This window comes from Acidobacteriota bacterium, assembly GCA_016208495.1.
In the GTDB taxonomy this organism is placed as follows: Bacteria; Acidobacteriota; Blastocatellia; order Chloracidobacteriales; family Chloracidobacteriaceae; genus JACQXX01.
This window is the reverse complement of sequence record JACQXX010000103.1, coordinates 78,965-99,704: the sequence shown is the minus strand read 5'-3', so window position 1 is coordinate 99,704 and position 20,740 is coordinate 78,965. Positions and strand designations below refer to the sequence as shown.

Sequence of the window (20,740 nt, the reverse complement as noted above, 5' to 3'; positions counted from 1 at the left end):
CGATGGTGGCCTCAGCGGTCGTCGGGCTGATTCAATTTGGGCGGATCGTCGGATGACGATCCGCAAGGGCAGACGTGTGCCTACCGACAGGTAGGCAGCGGGAGCTTACCCCATTTTTACTTTATCGGATTATCTATTGAGGTTAAAACAAGTTATCAGGGAATTACTGATAAGGTTGTTGCCACTTCGTTAAGCGTGAATTTAGTTATTTTTGATTCAGGGAAAAAGATTCCAAAAAGTGGATTAGGCGCAGTTGTTTCCGAGAAAGATGAAGAGACAAGGGGAGCTTTCACAGTCGCAAATTTAAACGACACCGACGATGATAAAGTAATAGACAGTATTGACCAATCTGTAAAATCAAGTGTGTATTCCGAAGTTGATTTAATGGAATTATTAATACAACCGCCAACCCCGGTACCTCCGGGAATAGAAAAAGTACAAATTCAATTGAGTTCACCCTCAATTAAACTCTGGGAAAAGGATACAAAGGAAGTTGAGGTTTTGACTCGTGAGTTTAATATTTCAGCACTTCCCTTAACTGTTTGGGTTGAGCTTACAGAGAAAAGCCTAACCTTGCAAGACAAGAATATCCAGTTAAGTTATAAAGGACTAACGGATACTGTTACTTTAACTGGGGTTTGGGCAGAATTTGATTCTTTTTATCATAATAACAGTGATCTACTTCCTCCTACTGATGATCAACCATTTATTAATCTTTCAAATGTTGGGAAAATAATAAGAGAAAATGGTATTTTATCAGCAGGTCTTAATATATTAAACTATAAAGGCGCAAACCCTGTGCCTAACCCTGACAAAACTTTTAATAATGTAATAGTCTTTCGTGCGAAGCTATTTCCGCAAGGGATATGGGAATACCACAATAAAAAGATAGTGATATTTGATGTTTCAAGACAAGCTTGTGGAACAGATGTGACTGTGAATGAAAGTAAAGGTAAAAAGTATCCTGACACAACTAGCATTCCTGCTACCACGTGTCCAACATACATAGAAACACCAAATGACGATCCTCATAACCACGCTGAGTCAGATGTTAGCGTGCTAGACTATATTTATAGTATTGATGCACCAGGTGGTGGGCCACAAGAAAACTTAGAAAGTTATAGATATAGTCGAATAGTTGAGTATGATTTCAGAGAATTTGTCAGAGTAAATATAGGAGGGAATAGGCCGTTTGGTGAAGCGCCAGATGGTTCAATGTGTTCAACGCCAAGGGGTAATAATTGGAAATTAAGACATTCATTAGTAAGGGGTGGGAACGATCTAAAACATCCAGGTAAGATTTTGTTTAAACGTAGCACTGGAAATATCAATGAAACGACATCTAATCAGATTGATCTTGGATCTGGGTTGAACTGCCTCTATTGATTCTAAAGAATTTACCGGTTCGAATCTTAATCAAAATGCCAATTGTCACGGCAAATACCAAAGAGCCAACTTGTCTTTGAATTGGTTGCGAGTTTTGAAGTCAGAGCAAAGCCTATATTGTCAATCGGTTAAAACCAATTGAAGTATTTGTCCAAGATTGAAAAGATGCCCTTCTAGTCGGAATGAACAACAAGAATTTAGCCTCAGGAAGTTGATTTTCTCTCGATTAGGAGGAGAGAAAAACTTGCAACCAGTTTTTCCTAAAAACAAGAAAAGTGGTGAAGATCAATGACTCAACAAAACGATCAGAAATTATTTCAGCGGAAAGCAATAGGACTTTATCTCATTACGTTCCTGGTTTTTATCCCAACAGTTGTGGTCTTCCCGCAAAATTCACCTCAACCTACAATTACAGGCCGGACAGCCACCGTTGCCCTCATTCCCTGGGGATCAGTCAATGCCGGACCATTTATCTTTAGCGTGGACTCCGACCATGACGGGATGCCGGATGATGCCGAACTCCAAAACGGCACCAATCCTAACGACCCATCCGACGCTGATGCCGACCCGGATGGCGATGGTCTGACCAACGGTGATGAAGTGGCCCTTGGGACCAACCCGAACAGTGCTGATTCGGATGGGGATGGGATTGACGACGGCACGGAAATCCAGCTTGGCTACGACCCGAAAGACCCGGCGAGCTTCCCGCCGGACAATGGTCCACGGCTGGTTTCACTCTCGGTGACACCACGTTCGATTGGGTTGAGCGTCGGCACGATTGTGCCACAACAACCGGTTCAGCTTTCGGTGATTGGCACGTTTGACACCGGTGAAACCCTTGATTTGACCGCTCATCCAGCAACCAGTTTTCAGTCCCTCAATCCTTCGGTTGCCGCCGTGGATACGGCAGGGAAAATTGCTGGCGTTGCCCCTGGGTCGACCACCATTCGGGTGCGGAATGCCACTCTGGTCTCGGATACCCTGGTCGCCGTGACCAATTTCAATGAATCGCTGGTCGGCAACATCCGGATTCCAGGTTCGGCCAATAATGTCGAAGTCAAAAATCAGCTTGCCTTTGTGGCGGCTGGGGTTGCCGGATTACAAATCGTGGATGCCCGCCAGCCCGCCAGCCCGAAGCTGATTGGCGCCGTAGATGTGGACGGAAGCGCCAATGATATTCGCATTGCTGGGGATTTTGCCTACCTGGCCTGTGCCGAAGGTGGGTTGTCGGTGGTCAATATCTCCGATCCGACCAATCCGCAGGTGATCGCAACAGTTCCATTCCGAGATGCGGTGGACCTGGTCGTCAAAGGTGACTATGCCTATGTCGCCGCCGGTGAAACCGGTCTCAAGATCATCAACATTGCCTCTCCGTTCTCACCGTATGAAGTGGGAACGTACTCGCTCCCAGATCCAGCGACCCAGTTTGCCAATGCCGTGGATGTGGATGACAGCCGCCAACTGGCATTTCTGGCGGTTCGAAATGGTGGGTTGCTGGTGATTGATATGTCCAATCCAGCGGTGCCGCAACTCCGTGGGACGGCGGCAACCGGACCGGTCAATCTTGATGTGGCGGTCCTCGGCTCAACCGCGCTGATTGCTGGACGGTCGTCGGAAACATTTGAGAATGGCCTGCTTTCAGTCAATGTCCAGGACCCTGAGTCTCCACAAATCGCTGGGGTGACACCGCTCGAACTCACGATTCTTTCCGATCTGGAAGTCCAGGGAAACTTGATCTTTAGTGCGGTTGGTCGAGGGCTTTCAGTCGGGTTTATTCCAGTGTATGTTGTGCCTGAAAACCAGTCGCGTGCGGTCCTGGCTGGGGTGGTTCCAGCGTCACGCCTGGATGTACCCGGCGGTATCAACCGCTACCGGTTTGCAACTGGAATTGCCGTGGATGAGTCGTTTACCTACCTGACAGCATCTGCGATCAACGGCAATCAAAACCAGCGAACCGGAGATTCCCAACTTATCATCAGCCAGTACAACCAGACAGATCGGAATGACGTGCCTCCGCAGGCCGAAATTACATCGCCAACGGCTGACCTGACGGTTGTGGGAGGCGAAACTTTCCCGATTACGGTTTCCGCCACCGATGACATTGCCGTGGTCGGAGTCGAAATCAAAGTCAACGGCCAGGTTGCCGCGAATTTGACCGAAGCGCCGTTCCAACTGTCCTACACCGTGCCCAATGCCGCGCCGGGAACGCAACTCACGTTTGAAGCCCGGGCAATTGACTCCGCCGGGAATGTCGGGGAAGCCGCACCGGTGACGATTTCCATTGCGCCAGATCCATTGACGACCGTGACTGGAAGAGTGGTGACCCCGGTTGGAATCAGTATCGCCAATGCCCAGGTGACGCTCCACAGCGATAACCAAACCACAGTCACCGATGCTGGCGGCTTCTTTGAGTTTGTCGGTGTGCCCACCCTGCCCTTTGGAAAAGCAGTTTCGGCCAGGGTTGAGGAGCCAATCGAGGGCTACCAGGGACGTTCCGCCTGGGTGTCGGTGGTTCGTGGAGGCACAACCGATCTGGGCCTGATCACCGTTTCCCAAACCAAAGTCACCTTGCTTCCCTCCGATGTGACGTCGGTGGTCACCTGGAATTTTGGTGGGGACGGGCCGGATGACCTGTTCATTGGATTTGCTGACCAGGCCAGTCGGATCTATTTCAGCTCCGGAACCGGCTCCTTCAGTTTTGATTCCCGGTTCAACATGCCGTTTGGCGCGACGCTCAGTGCCGAATCTGGACAGTTCAATACGTCCCGAGATTTTGAACTCGATATTTTGGCTCAACCCGTTGGCCAACCTCAACAAGCAGTCACCGTTTATTTGGATCGAGACCTTGGTATCGTTGGAAGCGATCCGTTTGAAATTCGGCCCACAGGTTTATGCTTTCTTAAAAGTAACTGGCGGAACGGAATTGACCGTTCGAGCCGAAAGGCCAGACCGAACCTTCGGCCCACCGATTGTGGTTCCGGCTCCAAGTTCAACCCCGCTCCGAGGGTTGAAAGTGCTTGATGTGAATCAGGATGACCTGGTTGACGTCATCGCCATTGCTGAAGATGGAGACAACCAGCGCCGACTTCTGGTGTTCCCTCGGACTTCAGCCACGACGTTTGGGACTCCGATTGAATCGGAAATCGTCACTCGCGATGTGATCCCTGCGGTTGGAACGGTGGATTTTGTCTACAATGGAACTGACCTGCTGGTGTTGGGAGACGACCGGGTACGGGTTTATTCAACCGATGGAAGCGGAAACTACCTGGCCTCAACTGAATTTTCACTTCCGGAAAACTTCAAGCTCCTGGGAATTGCCCAGGCACCACAGGCTGGAAATGGGTCAGTGCTGGTGCTGGCCCAGGACGAAGCAAACCCAACCAATCGGATTCTTTTGGCCAATGGGGTGCCGGTCATTCGGTATGAAAGCACCTCAACCAGTCTCGATACCAGAATTGTCAATGGAAACTTCGGAGGTGGTCGCAACTATGATGTGGCGCTCATCGAAGGCAAAACGATTCGGGTTTTTCTGGATATTTTGGAGAACAACTCACCAGAGCAATAACCAGCCGGGATTCATCATATGCGCCAGAATAATACCAATTTGGAATGAAGCTATCGCATTTTTGAGAGGCTAAGTTACTGATGAAAATGTATTTCCCTCAGCCTTTAGCCCGATACCCTCAGCCCAAAATGGTATAAGTACCTTGTCATAAATTTCCTGAGATATTGGATTTGGTAAGTGTTTGATTCTTTTCGTGTATGTCGTGTGTTTCGTGGTTCAAAATGTCTGGAAATTTTCGGTAAGGTACTTAAGAAACCCTGTATCCTTTCCGTCGGCATTGAACGATGCTCTTGTAGGGCCTGGATCCCGTTCTGGCCGTGACCGTGGGCTTCGCACCACGGCTATTATACGGCAGCCCTGCGAGCCTAAACTCCTTATCCTGGCGCTTCTGCCCTGGGCCCTGACCGCTCAATGTTTTGAGTGAGGGGCGGTCGTGAAATCTGGGCCTGTTCGAGCCAGGCAAAATCGGTGGGATGAACTGACTTCTCCTGAGCCTGGATAAAATGGATTGGATCCGTGACCTGACGACCAAGTTTGATTGGGTGGGCATCGGCTTCTCCCATCAGATCGGCGTAGTCCCCGTGAAACCCATCACAAATTGATCTGACGTCGCAACTGGCACAGGCTGGAACATACCGATATCCACAGTGGTCTTGGGCTCGAAGTCGGGCGTCCTGTTGATACAAATCCTCGATTGATTCAGAAGAATGGACGGTCTGATACAGATTGGCCATCTGGTGCTCAACCTGTGACTTCGCGGTTTTCAAAACCCGTTCCACGGCAGGTAATTTCTTGATTTGATGAAGAATCGGTTGCAAATACCCGGTCTTGATCCGTGGGCCAAATGCAATTGGCGGAGAGAGTTCGGCGTGTGTTTCACGTTGGGGAGACAGCCCGGTCCAGGACCAGCTTGCAAAGTCATTTTCGTGCAGGTCATATGGAATCTGCCGAAAGTTGTGCATGACCTTTCGATGACGTTCCGGCGCGACACACAATGGCAGGTATCGAACATTTGCCTCAACACCGGCAGCTTCGAGTCGGTCAAGCGCTGGACTCAGAAATTCAAAGATCTCACTGTACCTTGGAACCCCTTCAATACTCCGTTTCCCCGCCAGACTTTGGTCATCAAAGGGGTTAAAAGCAAGAAAATTCACGACTTGCGCTCCAGTTTGAATCGCCAGCTCTGCAATAAATGGAAGCTGAGGTAACACCTGACGAGCCAGAACCGTGTTGGTTCGGAAAGTAACACCGGCTTCTTGCAGATTGCGGAGCGTTTTCATCTGACGGATATGCGCGCCGGGCCGTCCAACAATTTGATCATAGACCTCGCCCAACCCCTGGATACTCAGCAGAAAATCCCGAATCCCGGCTTCCTGATACTGGTCCACGATTTTTCGGTGCTCCAATACCTGCGCGTTGGTGATTACCGTGGCATCAAGCCCAATCGCCGAACAATGCCGAATCAGGTTTGGGAGTTCACGCATCAAGGTGGGTTCACCTCCCTGAATATCAACCGAAGTATTGTGATAGACCTCCACCAGGGTATCGCAGATGCGGCGGTTTTTGTCTAATGACATAAAGCCATGTTCTGGATGCTGCGGGTTTTCAATCCGATCCAGGTAATAACAAAAATGACATCTCAAGTTGCAGGTCTGGCCAAGCCACATAATCCCACGCCGGTTGAGCGCACGGGTGAACGTCTTCACAAATTTTGGTTGGTTCACCGCTCCGGTTGGAGTTGCCAGCGCAAGCGCTGTCTCGAAAATCTCCTGGTGCAAACCTGATTGAGTTTGAGTCATTGCTGGAGCTCCTCGCTTAAAAATAAATTCACGAACTTTCAATGAGGTGGCTTTTGGTGGTCATTTGTTTCAAAAATCAAGCGTTGGTTCGATTGGTCTGTTTATGTGAAGCGACTCAACCGCCGCCTGCTCAATGGCCAAACACCGCAAGCCGTCTTCCAGCGTGGGAAGTGTACCGTGACCAGTTCGGATCTTTTCAACAAAGGCTGAAAGGATCCGAGCATATGACACCTCATTCGCCGGTGCTCGCCAGCGGCGGAGCGCATATGGGAAACCAGATATTTCTTTCACGGCGCGCAGGATTGCACCAGCTTTCCCCTCAGCCCGGAGAGGGCAAATCCTGACCTTCCAGCTTTGATAGCGATCAACTCTGGCGGAACACAGTGTTCCAAAGACTTCATATTGGGCCGTTTCATTTGATTGAAGCGAACAAAACACCTGGGCAACACCCCCATTGGTCAAGTGAAGATCCAGGCAGATGCTTGACGGGTCAATGATGGATTGAGCAAAAACCTGGTGGATGTCACATCCAAACAAAAACCGCGTAAGGTCAATTTCATGGGAAGCAAGTTCCTGGAAAACACCCGCAATCGTATCAGTCCTGGCCCAGTGAGGCCGGCTCTGGGCAATAGTTGAGAAAACTGACCGGGCAAAGAGTGGTTGACCAAGATATTGAGTTTCAAGCAGGTGTTTGAGGTCAACCAAAAGTGGATGAAACCGAAAATTAAACCCAATCGTGGAAACAACTGACTGGACTCGGCTTACGGTCACTAACTCACGGGCTTCAGTCAGATCCGTGGCAATTGGTTTTTCAAGGTATAAATGGTTGTTTGACTTGAGCACCTCCCCGGCGATGGCGGCGTGCGAATCCGGGGGCGTGCTGACAAGAATTGCCTGTGTTACGCCCGAGGCAAGCAATTCACGAAAATTAGAAAAATGATGCACCGGATATGAGAAGCAGTGAACTGCTTGAGTGAGCCGCTCTGGATTGGAATCACACACCGCCGTCACCCGAACTCCCTTCATCCCGCGCAATAGCGGCAGGTGAACACTTTGCGCCAGCGCTCCGCACCCAATGACACCAAATGACAATTGATTCATGCCAGGCTCAGGTAATCAACCAGACCGCAATTCCAAAATGAGTTTGAGGTGAAACAGGAAGTAAAATGGGATGTATGACCAGGTTGCAAAGTGTTAGTATCACAGGTGTTCTACCTCATCAAGCACATTCTCTACCGCAGAACTATTCTTATTTCCCAACTCGGACGTTATGCCGCTTCCAAATTTTCTCATTATCGGGGCGCCCAAATGTGGGACCACCTCGCTCCACTTTTATTTGCAGCAGCACCCCAGTCTGTTTATGCCAGTGCTCAAAGAGCCAAACTTCTTTAGCGACATTCCTCCCCGAAACCAGTATTCAGGCCAGATGCTTGAATATTATGACCGCCGGTTTCCGATTCAGAGTTTTCAAGCGTATCAGGCGCTCTTTGACCAGGCCAAAGAACACCAGGCCATTGGCGAAGCTTCAATTGCCTATCTGTCAGAGAATCGAGCGGCTGAGCGAATTTACCAGGTGCTTCCCGAAGTTCGAATGATCGTTATCCTTCGCAATCCGGTGGATCGGGCGTTTTCCAGTTTTCAAATGTGCCTGCGGCGGCAACAGTTAGCGGAATCGTTTGAAGATGCCCTGGCCAAAGAGGAAACCCGGCGTTCAGAAGGCTGGCTATGGGGTCACAATTTTATGTGGAATGGCCTGTATGCGACCCATCTGGAAACGTTTTTTAAGCTGTTCCCACGTGATCAATTCTTAATTCTGTTTTTTGAAGACTTGCAAAAATCCCCTCAAGAGACCTTAAAAACCATCTTTCACTTTCTGAAAATTGATTCAACAGTTGTCGCTGACACCAAGACACATTACAATCCCGGAGGTGTCCCCAAATCTTCTATTCTCCAAACCGCTTACCTGACCATCGAACGCCTTGTCATTGATGACTATCCCGCCAAACAGGCCGTTAAACGGGCACTTCCCCCCTGGTGTCTGCGGAGTATTGATCGGACCTATCGTGCCTGGGAAGGCTGGTATGCCCGTCAGTTTTTTGTCAAACAGCAACTGAATCCAGCCACCCGCCAGCATCTGGTTGAAATTTTTCGGCCTGAAGTTGAACGGCTGGAAAAGCTGACTGGTCGCGGACTCAGTCACTGGCTTCGCTAACCCCCCTGTCGTGAAGGCTTTAATGAATGGCAGGCTGGTTCTTCCTTTGAAATTGAGGTTCTAACGTGGACGTAAAAGCACGCTGGTTGATTTGGATTTTAGCTGTAACGCAATGTGTTTCCATCCTCCCGGTTTTTGCCCAGATCCAGGCCGCCAAAGGTCAGCCCGGTGTCATGTCTTCGTGGACCACAGGGAACAAAACCGGATTGGGCACCAGCCTGAGTCTGCGGTCGAAAGTCTGGTTTACACTCGCCGATGGCCAGTTGACTGAGGTCTACTACCCCCGGCTGGACGTGGCCAACCTGCGCAATCTCGATTTCATTATTACCGACACCAAAGGATATCGGCGACTTGAATCACTGCACGCTGTCCGACGCGAGACCACCTGGACTGATAAGAATTCTCTGAGTTTTACCCAGATCACCAGTGACGGTGCCCGCTGGGAACTGACCAAAACCTATACCACTGACCCAAATCGCAACACCCTGCTGGTTCAGGTGAACTTTCGCCCGCTTGAGAAAAATGACAGGCGGCAATACCAGATCTATGCCCTGGTTGACCCGTCAATTTCAAATAGCGGCATGAAAGACACCGGATACACCGAGGCCAAAGCCCTGGTTGCCAGCGAAGGTACCATTGCGATGGCCACTGTGGCGCGACCAGCATTTTCAATGACCTCCAGCGGGTTTGCCGGGGTCTCGGATGGCTGGACCGACCTCACCGAAGACGGCAAGCTGGATGCACTTGAAACTCGCGCAGCAAATGGGAATGTCGTTCAAATCGGCCAGCTCGCCGGGTATGATTCAACACTGGCCTTTGGGTTTGGTGAAACGGCTCAGTCAGCCCTCGACGAAGCCCGTGGCTCGTTAAAAGACGGGTTTGCGGCGGTGAAAAAAGCCTATATTGATGAATGGTCATCACTTGTAAAAAAACTGCCGGCGACTTCCCCAGAATTCCGCGACACGTTTACGATGGCCTCAATGACCCTCTATGCCCTGGAAGATAAAACCTTTCGGGGGGCGTCAATTGCCAGTTTGAGCATTCCCTGGGGTGAAGTCGCCAACGCCGACGACCCCAACATTGGCGGCTATCATCTCGTCTGGTCACGTGACCTCTATCAAGTTGCGACGGCGTTTCTGGCGCTCGGCGACACAGAAGCTGCTAACCGGGCACTCGATTATTTGTTTGAAAAACAACAACGATCTGATGGGAGCTTTCCGCAAAATTCCTGGCTGGATGGACGGCCATTTTGGACTTCGATCCAGATGGACGAAGCCGCCTTTCCACTCATTTTGGCGTGGCAGCTCGAACGCTTTGACGAAAACACCTACCGCCAGCACATCCGCCCATCAGCCGAATTTATTTTGAAAACCGGCCCGGAAACCCAGCAGGAACGCTGGGAAGAAGAAAGCGGGTATTCGCCATCCACGATTGCCGCTGAAATTGCTGGATTGATTTGTGCGGCTGATATTGCCCGCAAACTCAAGAAAAATGATGATGCCGACCGCTATGTGAAAAAAGCCAACGAATGGGCCACGGGTGTTGAAACGTGGTGCTACACCACGACGGGGCCACATGACGCCGGTGAACGCGAGCGCGGCTATTATTTCCGGATCAATGACGACAAAGACCCCAATGATGGCGCCAAAATCGAAATCAACAACGGCGGCGGCACTTATGACGAGCGTTCGATCATTGACGGAGGCTTTTTGGAACTTGTCCGGCTTGGAATTCGCCCTGGGACCGACCCGAAAATCACCCGCTCAGTAGCCGTGATGGATAAGACTATTCGGGTTGAAACACCCAAAGGTCCAGGCTGGTATCGGTACAACCATGATGGCTACGGTGACCGGTTGGACGGTTCCGGCTGGACCGGGCAAGGCATCGGACGCTTGTGGCCGCTCTTAACCGGTGAACGCGGTGAACTCGCTCTGGCCAAAGGCGAAGACGCCACGCTCTATGCTCGAACCATGATGGGATTTGCCAGTTCAACCCATATGATTGGCGAACAGGTCTGGGATCGCAACTGGCCTCCCGATGCCCGCTGGAAAATGGCCCACACGACCGGTGCGGCCACTCCGCTGGCCTGGTGTATGGCCCAGTTCATTCGACTGGTGCTCGGCATTCAGCAAAAACGCATTATTGAACAACCAACCGTGGTTCGAGACCATTTTCAGAACCAACGGTAATTTTCTCATCAAGGAGAATTCTGTGAGTTTTCAACGATCAAGTGGAATTTTGTTGCATCCGACCTCGTTGCCGGGTCGCTACGGAATTGGAGAACTTGGAGACGAAGCTTTTGCTTTTGTTGATTTTTTAGAAGCCGCCGGCCAAACCCTCTGGCAGGTCTTGCCGCTTGGGCCAACCGGGTTTGGCGATTCGCCCTATGCCTGCTTTTCGGCATTTGCCGGCAATCCACTCCTGGTGAGCCTCGATTCTCTGGTGACAGATGGACTGTTATCTGCAGAAGACCTGAAAGACTACCCTGAATTGGGCGCGGACCGGGTGGATTTTGGTGAAGTGGTCAAACGCAAAAATGCTTTGCTGACCAAAGCGTTTCAAACCTTCCAAAAGAAACCAGCCCCGGAACTCGCCGCCGGATTTGAGCATTTTTGCGCCGAAGAAGCCGCCTGGCTGGATGACTATGCCCTCTTTCGGGCCCTCAAAGACCACCACCAGGGAAAAGCCTGGAATGGGTGGGAAAAAAAGTATGCGCTACGAAACCGACAGGCACTTCACGAAGCCCACGAAGAATTGCACGATCTGGTCGAAACTCACAAATTTGCGCAATATCTGTTTTTCAAACAATGGAAAAAGCTAAAGACCTACGCCAATGACAAAGGCATCAAGATCATTGGGGATATTCCAATTTTTGTGGCCTATGACTCGACTGACGTCTGGACCTATCCAGATTTGTTCAAACTCGACAAAGACGGAAATCCAACCGTCGTGGCTGGGGTTCCGCCGGATTACTTCAGTGAAACCGGTCAGTTATGGGGAAATCCACTCTATAACTGGGAAAATATGAAGTCCATCAACTATCACTGGTGGGTCGCCCGACTCCAAAACCTGCTCCGACTGGTGGACATTATTCGGCTTGACCACTTCCGGGGCTTCGCTGCCTGCTGGGAAGTGCCCGCCAATGAAAAAACCGCCAAAAAGGGGAAATGGGTCGAAGTTCCAGGGCGTGAATTCTTTACCTTCCTCAAAGAAACATTTGAAGAATTGCCCATCATTGCCGAAGACCTGGGCGTGATTACCCCTGACGTGGCGGCCCTTCGGGATGATTTCGAGTTCCCCGGAATGCGGATCCTGCAGTTTGCGTTTGCCGGCGACACCAAAAATCACGATTTGCCACATAATTATCTTCCAAACACAGTGGTGTATACCGGAACACATGACAATGACACGACCGTTGGCTGGTTCAATAGCCAGGCCAACAGTGGTTCGACCCGTTCGGCCAAACAAATCGAACACGAGCGAAATTTTTGCCTGGAATACCTCAACATCAAAGGCGAGGAGATTCACTGGGATTTCATCCGCACCGTGATGGCTTCGGTTTCAGTCTATGCGATTGTGCCGGTTCAGGACCTCCTTGGACTCGGGTCTGAGGCGCGGATGAATTTGCCGGCCAGTGAGAAAGGCAACTGGAACTGGCGATATCCGGCGGGCGCACTCACAGATGAAATTGCCGGGCGATTGAAACGGCTGGGTGAATTGTATGGCCGGGTCCCATTTCCAACTGAAGCGCCGGCTGAAGCGCCGGCTGAAGTGGTTGAAGAGGCGCCCGCTCCTGCCCTGGAAGAAGTCGCCGAAGAGCCAGTACCCGCTGACGGCACCGAACCGCCAACTGACTCACAAACCGGGTATTAATTTTTGGAGTGCGGCGGCTTGACGCCGCTTTAGAAACTTAAAAGCAGCGTCAAGCCGCCGCACCCCACATCGAGGAAACCGCATGCAGAAACCGAATCTCAGCTTTTGGCAAATCTGGAATATGAGCTTTGGATTTTTTGGAATCCAGTGTGGCTGGGCCTTGCAGATGGCCAATATGAGCCCCATTTATGAGCGGTTGGGTGCCAATCCAGATGAAATTCCTATTTTATGGCTTGCGGCTCCGATGACCGGGCTGATTGTACAGCCAATCATTGGCGCGATGAGTGATCGAACCTGGACTCGATTGGGTCGTCGCCGGCCTTATTTTTTAGTGGGTGCCATCCTGGCCAGTATCGCGTTGTTCCTGATGCCGCTGTCACCAGCAGTTTGGGTAGCGGCCAGTATGCTCTGGATTATGGACAGCAGCATCAACATCAGCATGGAGCCGTTCCGCGCCTTCGTCGCTGACAAACTCAATCCCGAACAACACACCACCGGGTTTGTGATGCAGAGCTTTTTTATCGGATTGGGTGCCACCCTCGCCAGTGCCATGCCATATTTGCTTGATCGGGGTGGGATTACGGGCGTGAGCAGTACCGGGATGCCGCTGGCGGTACAATACTCTTTCTGGTTTGGCGCAGTTGCGTTCCTGGCTGCCGTGTTGGTCACCATCATTACAACGGACGAATACCCGCCTGAAAATCTGGAGGAATTCCGCAAACAGCATAGCAAAGCCAAACCTGGGGAATGGGTGACTGAGATCCTTCATGCCTTGAAAGAAATGCCCCGCACCATGAAACAACTCGCGGTGGTTCAGGTTTTCACCTGGCTTGGGTTGTTTTGTATGTGGATTTTCTTTTCCCCAGCCATTGCCCGCCATGTGTTTGGCGCAACTGACCCCAAATCTCCCGAATACACCGCCGGCGCCAACTGGGGTGGAGTGTGTTTTGCGGCTTATTCGGTGGTGTGTTTTATGGTGGCGTTTGCCATTCCAGCCATTGCCCGAGTTGTGGGCCGGAAACTTACGCATACCATCTGTTTGTTGTGTGGTGGCGCCGGGCTGCTTTCGGTCTACGTCATCCATGATAAATATATGCTGCTGGCTTCGATGGTTGGGGTTGGCATTGCCTGGGCCTCGATTCTCTCCATGCCGTATGCCATTCTTTCCGGAGCACTTCCTCAAGAACGAACCGGGCTCTATATGGGCATCTTCAACTTTTTCATTGTGTTACCGGAAATCGTCGCATCAATCACCTTTCAACCGCTGGTGAAATATCTGTTTAATAGCGAACCAATCAAAGTGGTGATGTTGGGTGGGGTTTCAATGATCGTGGCGGCAGCGCTGGTTACCCTGGTTGATGACGTCGCAGCCCACGACCACGCCAAACCAGTCGCTGGGGGGCATTAAAGCAAGTCGGGCTGAAGAAACCGGGCTTAGAGCTGAAGAAATCTGTTTGATAGACTTGATTGACCGCAATTCTTTGTTTGGAAATGAAGAGAGCGTGAAGAGTTCCGCCTTCAGGCGGCCCCGGTGTCCCTGCGGACCAACCTGGGGATACAAAACCCGCCTAAAGGCGGAACTCTTAACTTTTTCCCACTTGATTGAAGTCGGTGAGCATTCCAAAAATGAACCGAGATAGGGTAAATCCAGGTCCATTATTGATACCATTTTGGAATGATCCTATCGTATTAATAAGAGGTTAAGTTATTGATAGAATTGTATTTCCCTTAGCCCTTAGCCCGATACCCTCAGCCCTAAATAGAGCGTGTCGCAGAACTCAATTATTGTAAACAAAGCGCTTATGAATCTGGCCTAGCATAAACTCATTGAACGTCTCCCGATTTTTCGGGATTGAATCCAAAAGGGTAACTTCGCAAAAGCTGTAAGTGCTTATTTTTCAAGCATAGAGTTCTGCGACACGCTCTAAATAGTATGAGTTCTCAATCACATTTTTTTAATCAGGTGACCAACGATGAGAGCTGAACCTGGGCAAATCGAAAGCCTTCAAGAACTGGACATGTATGTTGAAATCTGTGGAGAAGGATCCCCGCTGGTGCTCCTCCACGGATTCAGCGGCGCTGGATGCAACTGGGAACTGATTTTTCCGGAGGCACCGACGGGGTTTCAACTGATTGTACCCGATCTGCGCGGGCACGGACGATCAACCAATCCATCAGGAAAATTTACCCACCGTCAGTCTGCGCTCGATGTATTTGCCTTGCTCGATCAGCTTGGAATCAGGACCTTTCAAGCAATTGGAATGAGTTGTGGCGCTAAAACTCTGCTGCATATGGCTACCCAACAACCTGATCGAGTGGAAGCAATGGTACTGGTCAGCGCCACTCCCTATTTTCCGAAGGAAGCCCGGATCGCCATGAGCCAGTTGTCTCCTGACAACCGAAGCGAGACCGAATGGGAACAAATGCGACAGTGGCACAAACACGAGGATGATCAAATCCGATTATTGTGGACACTTGCCAATCAGATGAAGGACAGTTATGAGGACATGAATTTTACGCCGCCGTTGCTTTCAACCATTAAAGCCCAAACACTAATCGTCCACGGAGACCGTGACCCACTTTATCCGGTATCACTCGCCCTGGAAATGTATCAAGCCATTCCCAAGGCCGCACTCTGGGTTGTCCCCAATGGTGGCCACGGTCCAATTTTCGGCGACCAGACACCACATTTTGTGGTCACGGCACTCAATTTCCTGACACTTCAGTGAACTCGGAGTTGGGCCAGGAGACCTTTCCTTTCTGGAAATCCCTTTTGACAATGAACCAGGCGGCAAGGTATGGTCGGTGCAGGCTGATCAGGGACGCCTGCACCCGCAAAAGAGGACCTCACCCTTTGAAGTTGTAGATGTGCAACGAGTTCATAAAACTTCTTTGCCCCAAATCGCGGGTTGTGGGCACCAAACAAAGGAGTCTTTATGGCCGTCTCCCGACCCGTCAACCTGGACGAATACAAAATCCAGGCGTCAATTCTCTTAAAAAACCTCAGATCAACCGATCCTGAAAAAGCGCTTACGGCAGCTTCCAGGTTTTGCCGATTGTCACATCTGGCTCAATCTACTGCAGTGTCAATTCTTGCAAATAAAGAGGATATCAAGCTGAAACATGCGCTGGCCGTGATCGCGCTTGAAAATAACTTTCCGTCCTGGGCTGAGTTAAAGCACCGAATGGAAAAACTCGATGCCTTCCGAAATAAAAACACCTTCACCGATTTGTATCCGCGTCGGTGCGGGGGCTTTCTCAACGAATGGTATGCCAGTTACGAAACGGCCAGTCACCATCGGCAACAGACCGGAGGATATTTATTACCGTACAAAAGCCAGTTTTTTATTTGTACGGCTGAATATATTCGGGTACTGGGTCTTGATCCGGACGATCCAGATTGGGAACGCATCGGCTGGAATTGGGCTAAACCCGCCGACCAGGCCGCGTGGGAGCGGTTGAATCAAAAGCTGAAAGCCATTCAATAATCAAAGAGGGAACGGGATCAATTCCCTTTCCCTCTTTTCACTCTGGATATCTTTTTGATAATTCAATGGATTGTGACCACGGATAGTTAGACAACCCCTTCAGTTTCATAATGCCACTTCAAAAATTTAATTCGTTCAAGAGTTGCGGTTTTCATTGCACCGTACATTCTCATTGGAGCGGCACTTCCACCTCGCTCCAAGAGTTCATCTGCAATCGCGTCACGGTATTTGAGCCAGGCTCGCTGAGAAGCAAGCAGACGCGATTTCTCTGCTGGCTCTAGTTTTTTCATAATTCGCTTGTACATCCGGTTCAACCGGGCATCCGCTTTTTTGTATTCCTTGAAAACACAGTCATTTAAATCAGTTTGGGTCTCAGCATCCTGACAAGGATCCTTCTGTTTAGAGCTAGCAAAAGAGTCTCCCTGGATCATTAAACTGATTACACAAACCACGATCAGCACTTTTAAAACATGTTTCAACATCTGAATTTCCTTTAAAAAGTTATAAAGTTGGACCTGTTCTCATAAAAGCCACCAAATAGTTTCCTGGACGACTATCACGTTAAACCCAAATTGCAAACTCCTGTTTCATAAACAGGTTTTTTTCAGCGTTTCGGCGTCGAATGAGCCCCCGTTGGACAACACCATCTGCCTTATTCCACCTCAAGAGCGAGGCCATGGCGCCCTGATAATCACTCTTGTGAGTTAATGGAGCTTTAATATGCTTATTTACAACAGCTTCTGCTTCCTGAAGATCTTCAGCAAGTAAAGCCTCAGCTTGAGCCTCAGTAATACCATTTGGGTATTTTTTCCTGTCTTCCAAAGTGCATGCTCCTCTATGGAGTAAATGCCCATACCCAATTGTACAATTTTTGCCCCCATCATTGTCATACATCTGCAGCATGAGCTTTTCAAAGCTTTTGATTAACTCACGCCCAGCAGCTCCGGTTTTTCGGGTAACGGGTCCAGCCGCAGGTTTTTGAATATGAATTGGCGTCTCTGAAAGCTCAACCAGTTTTAAAAGTGTGGGACTCAGGGGAGCAATTAATGTATCTCCGGGCCGGGCGTTTTTGAATCCGAATTTGTTTTGAAACTGCCGAATTGCAAGCAGGGTATTACTGTCCAATCCACCATGATCTGGAACAAAGGCTTGAGGAAGATGACCCATCGCCATCACGCGCCTCAGTAAAGTTTGAATTTCCTTGATATCTCTCAAATGATTCGGAGCTGGAATTCCAACATTTCCCTCCAGAGAGGGAACATCAACCAGTATCCCATCGCGTGTTCGAACTTGAACTCCCATAGTGACCCTTCCCTTAGCATACATAGCTTTTTGAATTGGATAGCTGACATTAAGCAAAAGCCATACCAAAGGAAAAGATCAACCCAACCAACTTCGATATAGAGCTATAAACTATTGAAAGTCTAAGCCTTAACTAAAAAACCACTCCTACTGAAATTAACAAAATGTTGCTCATCCAAATTGAATTAAATTTGGGATTCAACCTTTTTAATTTAAATGCTTGTGAGCGGAAAGGTCACTTTGAATAGAATGAATTCAACCAGAGTTCTCAGATTCGTGTCACAATGTTTGCCAATCCTGGATTCTCAAACATTCCCTTCAATTTCATAATCATCAATCAGATGCTTGATTCTTTCCTGGGTTAACGCGGCCAGACCAAAATGCATTCTCATGGGGGCGGCGCTTCCCCCACGTTCCAGGAGTGATTTTCCATACGCATCTCGATAGGCAAGCCAGGCACGTTGCGTCGCAATCAAATTCTTTTTCTCAGTTGGCTCCAGGTTTTTCAGGATTCGTTTATAGACCACATTCAACTCGGCATCGCTTTTTTTGAATTGTTGGAGGGCACAGTCATTTAACTCCGACTGGGTTTCAGCATTGGGACAGGGGTTATCTTGTTTTGAGCTGGGGTGCAAAGCGCCTTGAGCCATCCAACTCACCAAACACACAATGATCACAGCATTGAAAATTGATTGAATCACTTCAGTTTCCTTTCAAGATTTTTGAGTCTGAGCTGGGTTTTATATCTGGCGATGCTATTGAAACGGTGTGAATTCTTCCAAATTGGGAATAACGGTTCGTTCTAAAGCCGCTTGAAGTTGCTGAAACGTGACCGGTTTGCTAATGAAATCGTCCATCCCGGCAGCAAAACATTTTTCGCGATCTTCGGCCAGAACTCCGGCTGTCATGGCGATAATCCAGGGTTTTCGAGACTTTGGAAAGCGACTGCAAATTTGACGAGTTGCTTCTAACCCATCCATTTCAGGCATTTGAATGTCCATTAAAATCACATCGTACGCCTGGCGTTTTAATGCCTCAATCACCTCAAACCCATTGGCGGCCAAATCCGCCCGATATCCCATGCGTTCCAGGGTTCGAAGGGCAACTTTCTGATTGATCACGTGGTCTTCAGCCAGGAGGATTCGGAGTGGGAACCGCATTCCCAACGGCGGTTCAGTTTCGCTTGTGGCCTGACCTGGAGCTGTTTTCGGAAGGGAATGCCCAAAAATGGCGGAAAGAAGTGTAAAAAGCTGCTTCGGCTTAATTGGTTTTGTTAAACAGGCGGCAAATTCAACCTGGGTTGAGAGCGTTCGGGATGGCCTCATCGCCGAGGAGGTCAACAATACCAGCGGCAATGTGCCTGGGTGCCGGATTTTCTGAATTTCAGTGGCCAGATCAAAACCGTCCATTTCCGGCATATTGACGTCCAGGATGGCGACATCAAACGGTTCATCGTGTTCAATCCAGGACAACGCCTCCAACGGCGAGGCAGTTGCCCTTGGGAGCATTCCCCACGATTGGGATTGAAGCGTCAGAATCTTTCGATTGGTTGGGTTGTCGTCAACAATCAACAGCCGCTTTTCAGCCAGGACAATGCTCCGCCCTTGAAACACAATCTCAGACTGACCAGGAACCGACTCTGCCACAATGGTAAAATGAAAGGTCGAACCAACCCCTTCCTGGCTTTCAACCCAGATGGTGCCGCCCATCAACTCACATAGTTTTTGACTGATGGCCAGCCCCAAACCAGTTCCTCCGTACTTGCGGGTCGTCGAGGCATCAACCTGGCTAAAGGTCTGAAACAAACGGCCAATATGACTTTCTCGAATACCGATTCCCGTATCTTTGACGGTAAAATGGACTTCATGTGACTTTCCATTTCGGGCCATGGACTCAACCATGACCAAAACTTCGCCCTGTGGTGTGAACTTGACAGCATTATTGAGCAGGTTTACCAGAATCTGGCGGAGCCGTGTTATATCGGTCATCACCATGACCGGGGTTGATTCGTCAATGAGATAGGCAAGGTTAATTCCCTTCTGCACAGCCTGGGTCGTGACCAAATCCAGCGCTCCTTCAATGCAATCCCGCAAGTTACAAGGCTGAATTTCAAGGGTTAATTTACCTGACTCAACCTTCGAAAAATCCAAGATATCGTTGATGATGGTCAATAAACTATCGCCGCTTGAACGGATGGTCTCAACAAAATCGAGCTGGTCCGAGGTCAAGTGGGTATCCAGGAGCAACCCGGTGAGCCCAATAATGGCATTCATTGGGGTTCTGATTTCGTGACTCATATTGGCCAGAAATTCAGATTTGGCTCGTGACGCTTCCAATGCCGTATCCCGCGCGTGTTTTAGTTCTTCCTCAAAGAGTTTTCGCTCCGAAATATCAAGCGAGATACCGACCAGTCCGATGATTTCCTGATTGGTTTTGACCGGAGCAATAATTTCTTCGACCCATCGGGTATGGTCTTGAAAGGTATACAATACTTCCTCGCGAATAATTTCGCCCGCCCAAACCCGTCTTTCTCGATCACTCCATTGATTTGCAATATCTTGTGGAACCTGAAAATCAGCCAGGGTTTTGCCTCTCAAATCACCCCACTGGTCCAGGGCAACCTGGCTCTGGAGGATACAGGTGCCGCTTCGGTCTGAAATCCAGACCAGAAACGGAACGGTATCGAGAAATGCCTGTAACAGAACCTCACTTTTCTGGGAAGCGGCAAGCAGATTTTTTAAGCCTGCGTTTTCCTTCCGGAGTGCTTCAAGTTCCAGGAGAAGGGCAGGATCCATTTCAGTCATAACAGAAGCTCACTCACAGCCGTGCTGAATCAACTCAATCATTTACTCACAAGAACTGAGGAAAATGTGCTCGAATAAAAAGAGAATGGAATCTGATAGAACTTTGGCATGAACAGCGGTCAGAAAATACAACATCAGCTCTGATTCTGAAAGGAATTGCCCAATTTTTCAGGCAAGAAAAAAACCTCGGTTGCCACTGCACCGTCTGAATCCCTGAGAAAACAGACGGTACAGTGACTACCGAGGCTCGGCCTGGAGACGGTGCAGAAGTTTGCAAGGAACTATCAGAGTACAATTGGGATAATCCCTTA

General features: G+C 49.6%; 15 protein-coding genes. 9 read left to right on the top strand and 6 right to left on the bottom strand.

Translation table 11 applies throughout. The annotated features are described in order from the left end of the window. The first annotated feature begins 36 nt into the window (after nt 1-36). The 3 genes from HY774_21075 (at nt 37) to HY774_21065 (ending at nt 4,951) form a co-directional block, all read left to right on the top strand. On the top strand, nt 37-1,386 hold the full coding sequence (locus tag HY774_21075; GenBank protein ID MBI4750981.1) for a hypothetical protein: 1,350 nt from the start codon (nt 37-39) through the stop codon (nt 1,384-1,386). Nucleotides 1,387-1,674: 288 nt separating this feature from the next. Next, complete coding sequence (locus tag HY774_21070; GenBank protein ID MBI4750980.1) at nt 1,675-4,407, top strand: hypothetical protein; 2,733 nt, start codon at nt 1,675-1,677, stop codon at nt 4,405-4,407. Next, nucleotides 4,400-4,951 (top strand): hypothetical protein, encoded by a 552-nt coding sequence (locus tag HY774_21065; protein MBI4750979.1) that lies wholly within the window; start codon nt 4,400-4,402, stop codon nt 4,949-4,951. The genes HY774_21070 and HY774_21065 overlap by 8 nt, the downstream gene beginning before the upstream one ends. Nucleotides 4,952-5,325: 374 nt before the next feature. Here HY774_21065 and HY774_21060 read toward each other — a convergent pair whose 3' ends face one another. Beyond that, on the bottom strand, nt 5,326-6,750 hold the full coding sequence (locus HY774_21060; protein ID MBI4750978.1) for a radical SAM protein: 1,425 nt from the start codon (nt 6,748-6,750) through the stop codon (nt 5,326-5,328). A gap of 69 nt (nt 6,751-6,819) precedes the next feature. Next, nucleotides 6,820-7,851, bottom strand: coding sequence for a Gfo/Idh/MocA family oxidoreductase (locus HY774_21055; protein MBI4750977.1), 1,032 nt, complete (start codon nt 7,849-7,851; stop codon nt 6,820-6,822). Between the two features lie 169 nt (nt 7,852-8,020). Here HY774_21055 and HY774_21050 point away from each other — a divergent pair, with 169 nt between their 5' ends. The 6 genes from HY774_21050 (at nt 8,021) to HY774_21025 (ending at nt 16,323) form a co-directional block, all read left to right on the top strand. Continuing rightward, nucleotides 8,021-8,962: a sulfotransferase gene (locus HY774_21050; GenBank protein MBI4750976.1), complete on the top strand. Its 942-nt coding sequence runs from the start codon at nt 8,021-8,023 to the stop codon at nt 8,960-8,962. Nucleotides 8,963-9,027: 65 nt separating this feature from the next. After that, the gene (locus tag HY774_21045; GenBank protein ID MBI4750975.1) at nt 9,028-11,151 is read left to right on the top strand and encodes a glucoamylase; all 2,124 of its coding nucleotides are present in this window, start codon (nt 9,028-9,030) and stop codon (nt 11,149-11,151) included. Between the two features lie 22 nt (nt 11,152-11,173). After that, a complete protein-coding gene (gene malQ / locus HY774_21040; protein ID MBI4750974.1) occupies nt 11,174-12,835 on the top strand; it encodes a 4-alpha-glucanotransferase in 1,662 nt (553 codons plus the stop codon). A gap of 82 nt (nt 12,836-12,917) precedes the next feature. Further along, entirely contained in the window at nt 12,918-14,243 is a 1,326-nt protein-coding gene (locus HY774_21035; GenBank protein ID MBI4750973.1) for an MFS transporter, read from the top strand. 565 nt (nt 14,244-14,808) lie between these two features. Next, nucleotides 14,809-15,564: an alpha/beta hydrolase gene (locus HY774_21030; protein ID MBI4750972.1), complete on the top strand. Its 756-nt coding sequence runs from the start codon at nt 14,809-14,811 to the stop codon at nt 15,562-15,564. A 207-nt stretch (nt 15,565-15,771) separates the two neighbouring features. Beyond that, nucleotides 15,772-16,323 (top strand): hypothetical protein, encoded by a 552-nt coding sequence (locus HY774_21025; protein MBI4750971.1) that lies wholly within the window; start codon nt 15,772-15,774, stop codon nt 16,321-16,323. A gap of 86 nt (nt 16,324-16,409) precedes the next feature. On the opposite strand, the gene HY774_21020 is transcribed toward HY774_21025, so the two are convergent. The 4 genes from HY774_21020 to HY774_21005 form a co-directional block, all read right to left on the bottom strand. Then, nucleotides 16,410-16,805, bottom strand: coding sequence for a DUF1311 domain-containing protein (locus HY774_21020; GenBank protein MBI4750970.1), 396 nt, complete (start codon nt 16,803-16,805; stop codon nt 16,410-16,412). Nucleotides 16,806-16,884: 79 nt separating this feature from the next. Beyond that, entirely contained in the window at nt 16,885-17,226 is a 342-nt protein-coding gene (locus HY774_21015; GenBank protein ID MBI4750969.1) for a lysozyme, read from the bottom strand. Between the two features lie 704 nt (nt 17,227-17,930). Further along, on the bottom strand, nt 17,931-18,326 hold the full coding sequence (locus HY774_21010) for a DUF1311 domain-containing protein (GenBank protein MBI4750968.1): 396 nt from the start codon (nt 18,324-18,326) through the stop codon (nt 17,931-17,933). A gap of 54 nt (nt 18,327-18,380) precedes the next feature. After that, nucleotides 18,381-20,429 carry a response regulator gene (locus tag HY774_21005; GenBank protein ID MBI4750967.1) on the bottom strand — a complete coding sequence of 683 codons (2,049 nt, stop codon included), beginning with the start codon at nt 20,427-20,429 and terminating at the stop codon, nt 18,381-18,383. Nucleotides 20,430-20,740: the final 311 nt, after the last annotated feature.

Bases quoted from the DNA above. Each gene is read 5' to 3' on its own strand.
- HY774_21035 (MBI4750973.1), top strand. From the start codon at position 12,918: ATGCAGAAACCGAATCTCAGCTTTTGGCAAATCTGGAATATGAGCTTT.
- HY774_21030 (MBI4750972.1), top strand. From the start codon at position 14,809: ATGAGAGCTGAACCTGGGCAAATCGAAAGCCTTCAAGAACTGGACATG.
- HY774_21055 (MBI4750977.1), bottom strand. From the start codon at position 7,851: ATGAATCAATTGTCATTTGGTGTCATTGGGTGCGGAGCGCTGGCGCAA.
- HY774_21050 (MBI4750976.1), top strand. From the start codon at position 8,021: ATGCCGCTTCCAAATTTTCTCATTATCGGGGCGCCCAAATGTGGGACC.
- HY774_21015 (MBI4750969.1), bottom strand. From the start codon at position 17,226: ATGCTGCAGATGTATGACAATGATGGGGGCAAAAATTGTACAATTGGG.
- HY774_21025 (MBI4750971.1), top strand. From the start codon at position 15,772: ATGGCCGTCTCCCGACCCGTCAACCTGGACGAATACAAAATCCAGGCG.
- HY774_21070 (MBI4750980.1), top strand. From the start codon at position 1,675: ATGACTCAACAAAACGATCAGAAATTATTTCAGCGGAAAGCAATAGGA.
- HY774_21020 (MBI4750970.1), bottom strand. From the start codon at position 16,805: ATGTTGAAACATGTTTTAAAAGTGCTGATCGTGGTTTGTGTAATCAGT.
- HY774_21060 (MBI4750978.1), bottom strand. From the start codon at position 6,750: ATGACTCAAACTCAATCAGGTTTGCACCAGGAGATTTTCGAGACAGCG.
- HY774_21005 (MBI4750967.1), bottom strand. From the start codon at position 20,429: ATGACTGAAATGGATCCTGCCCTTCTCCTGGAACTTGAAGCACTCCGG.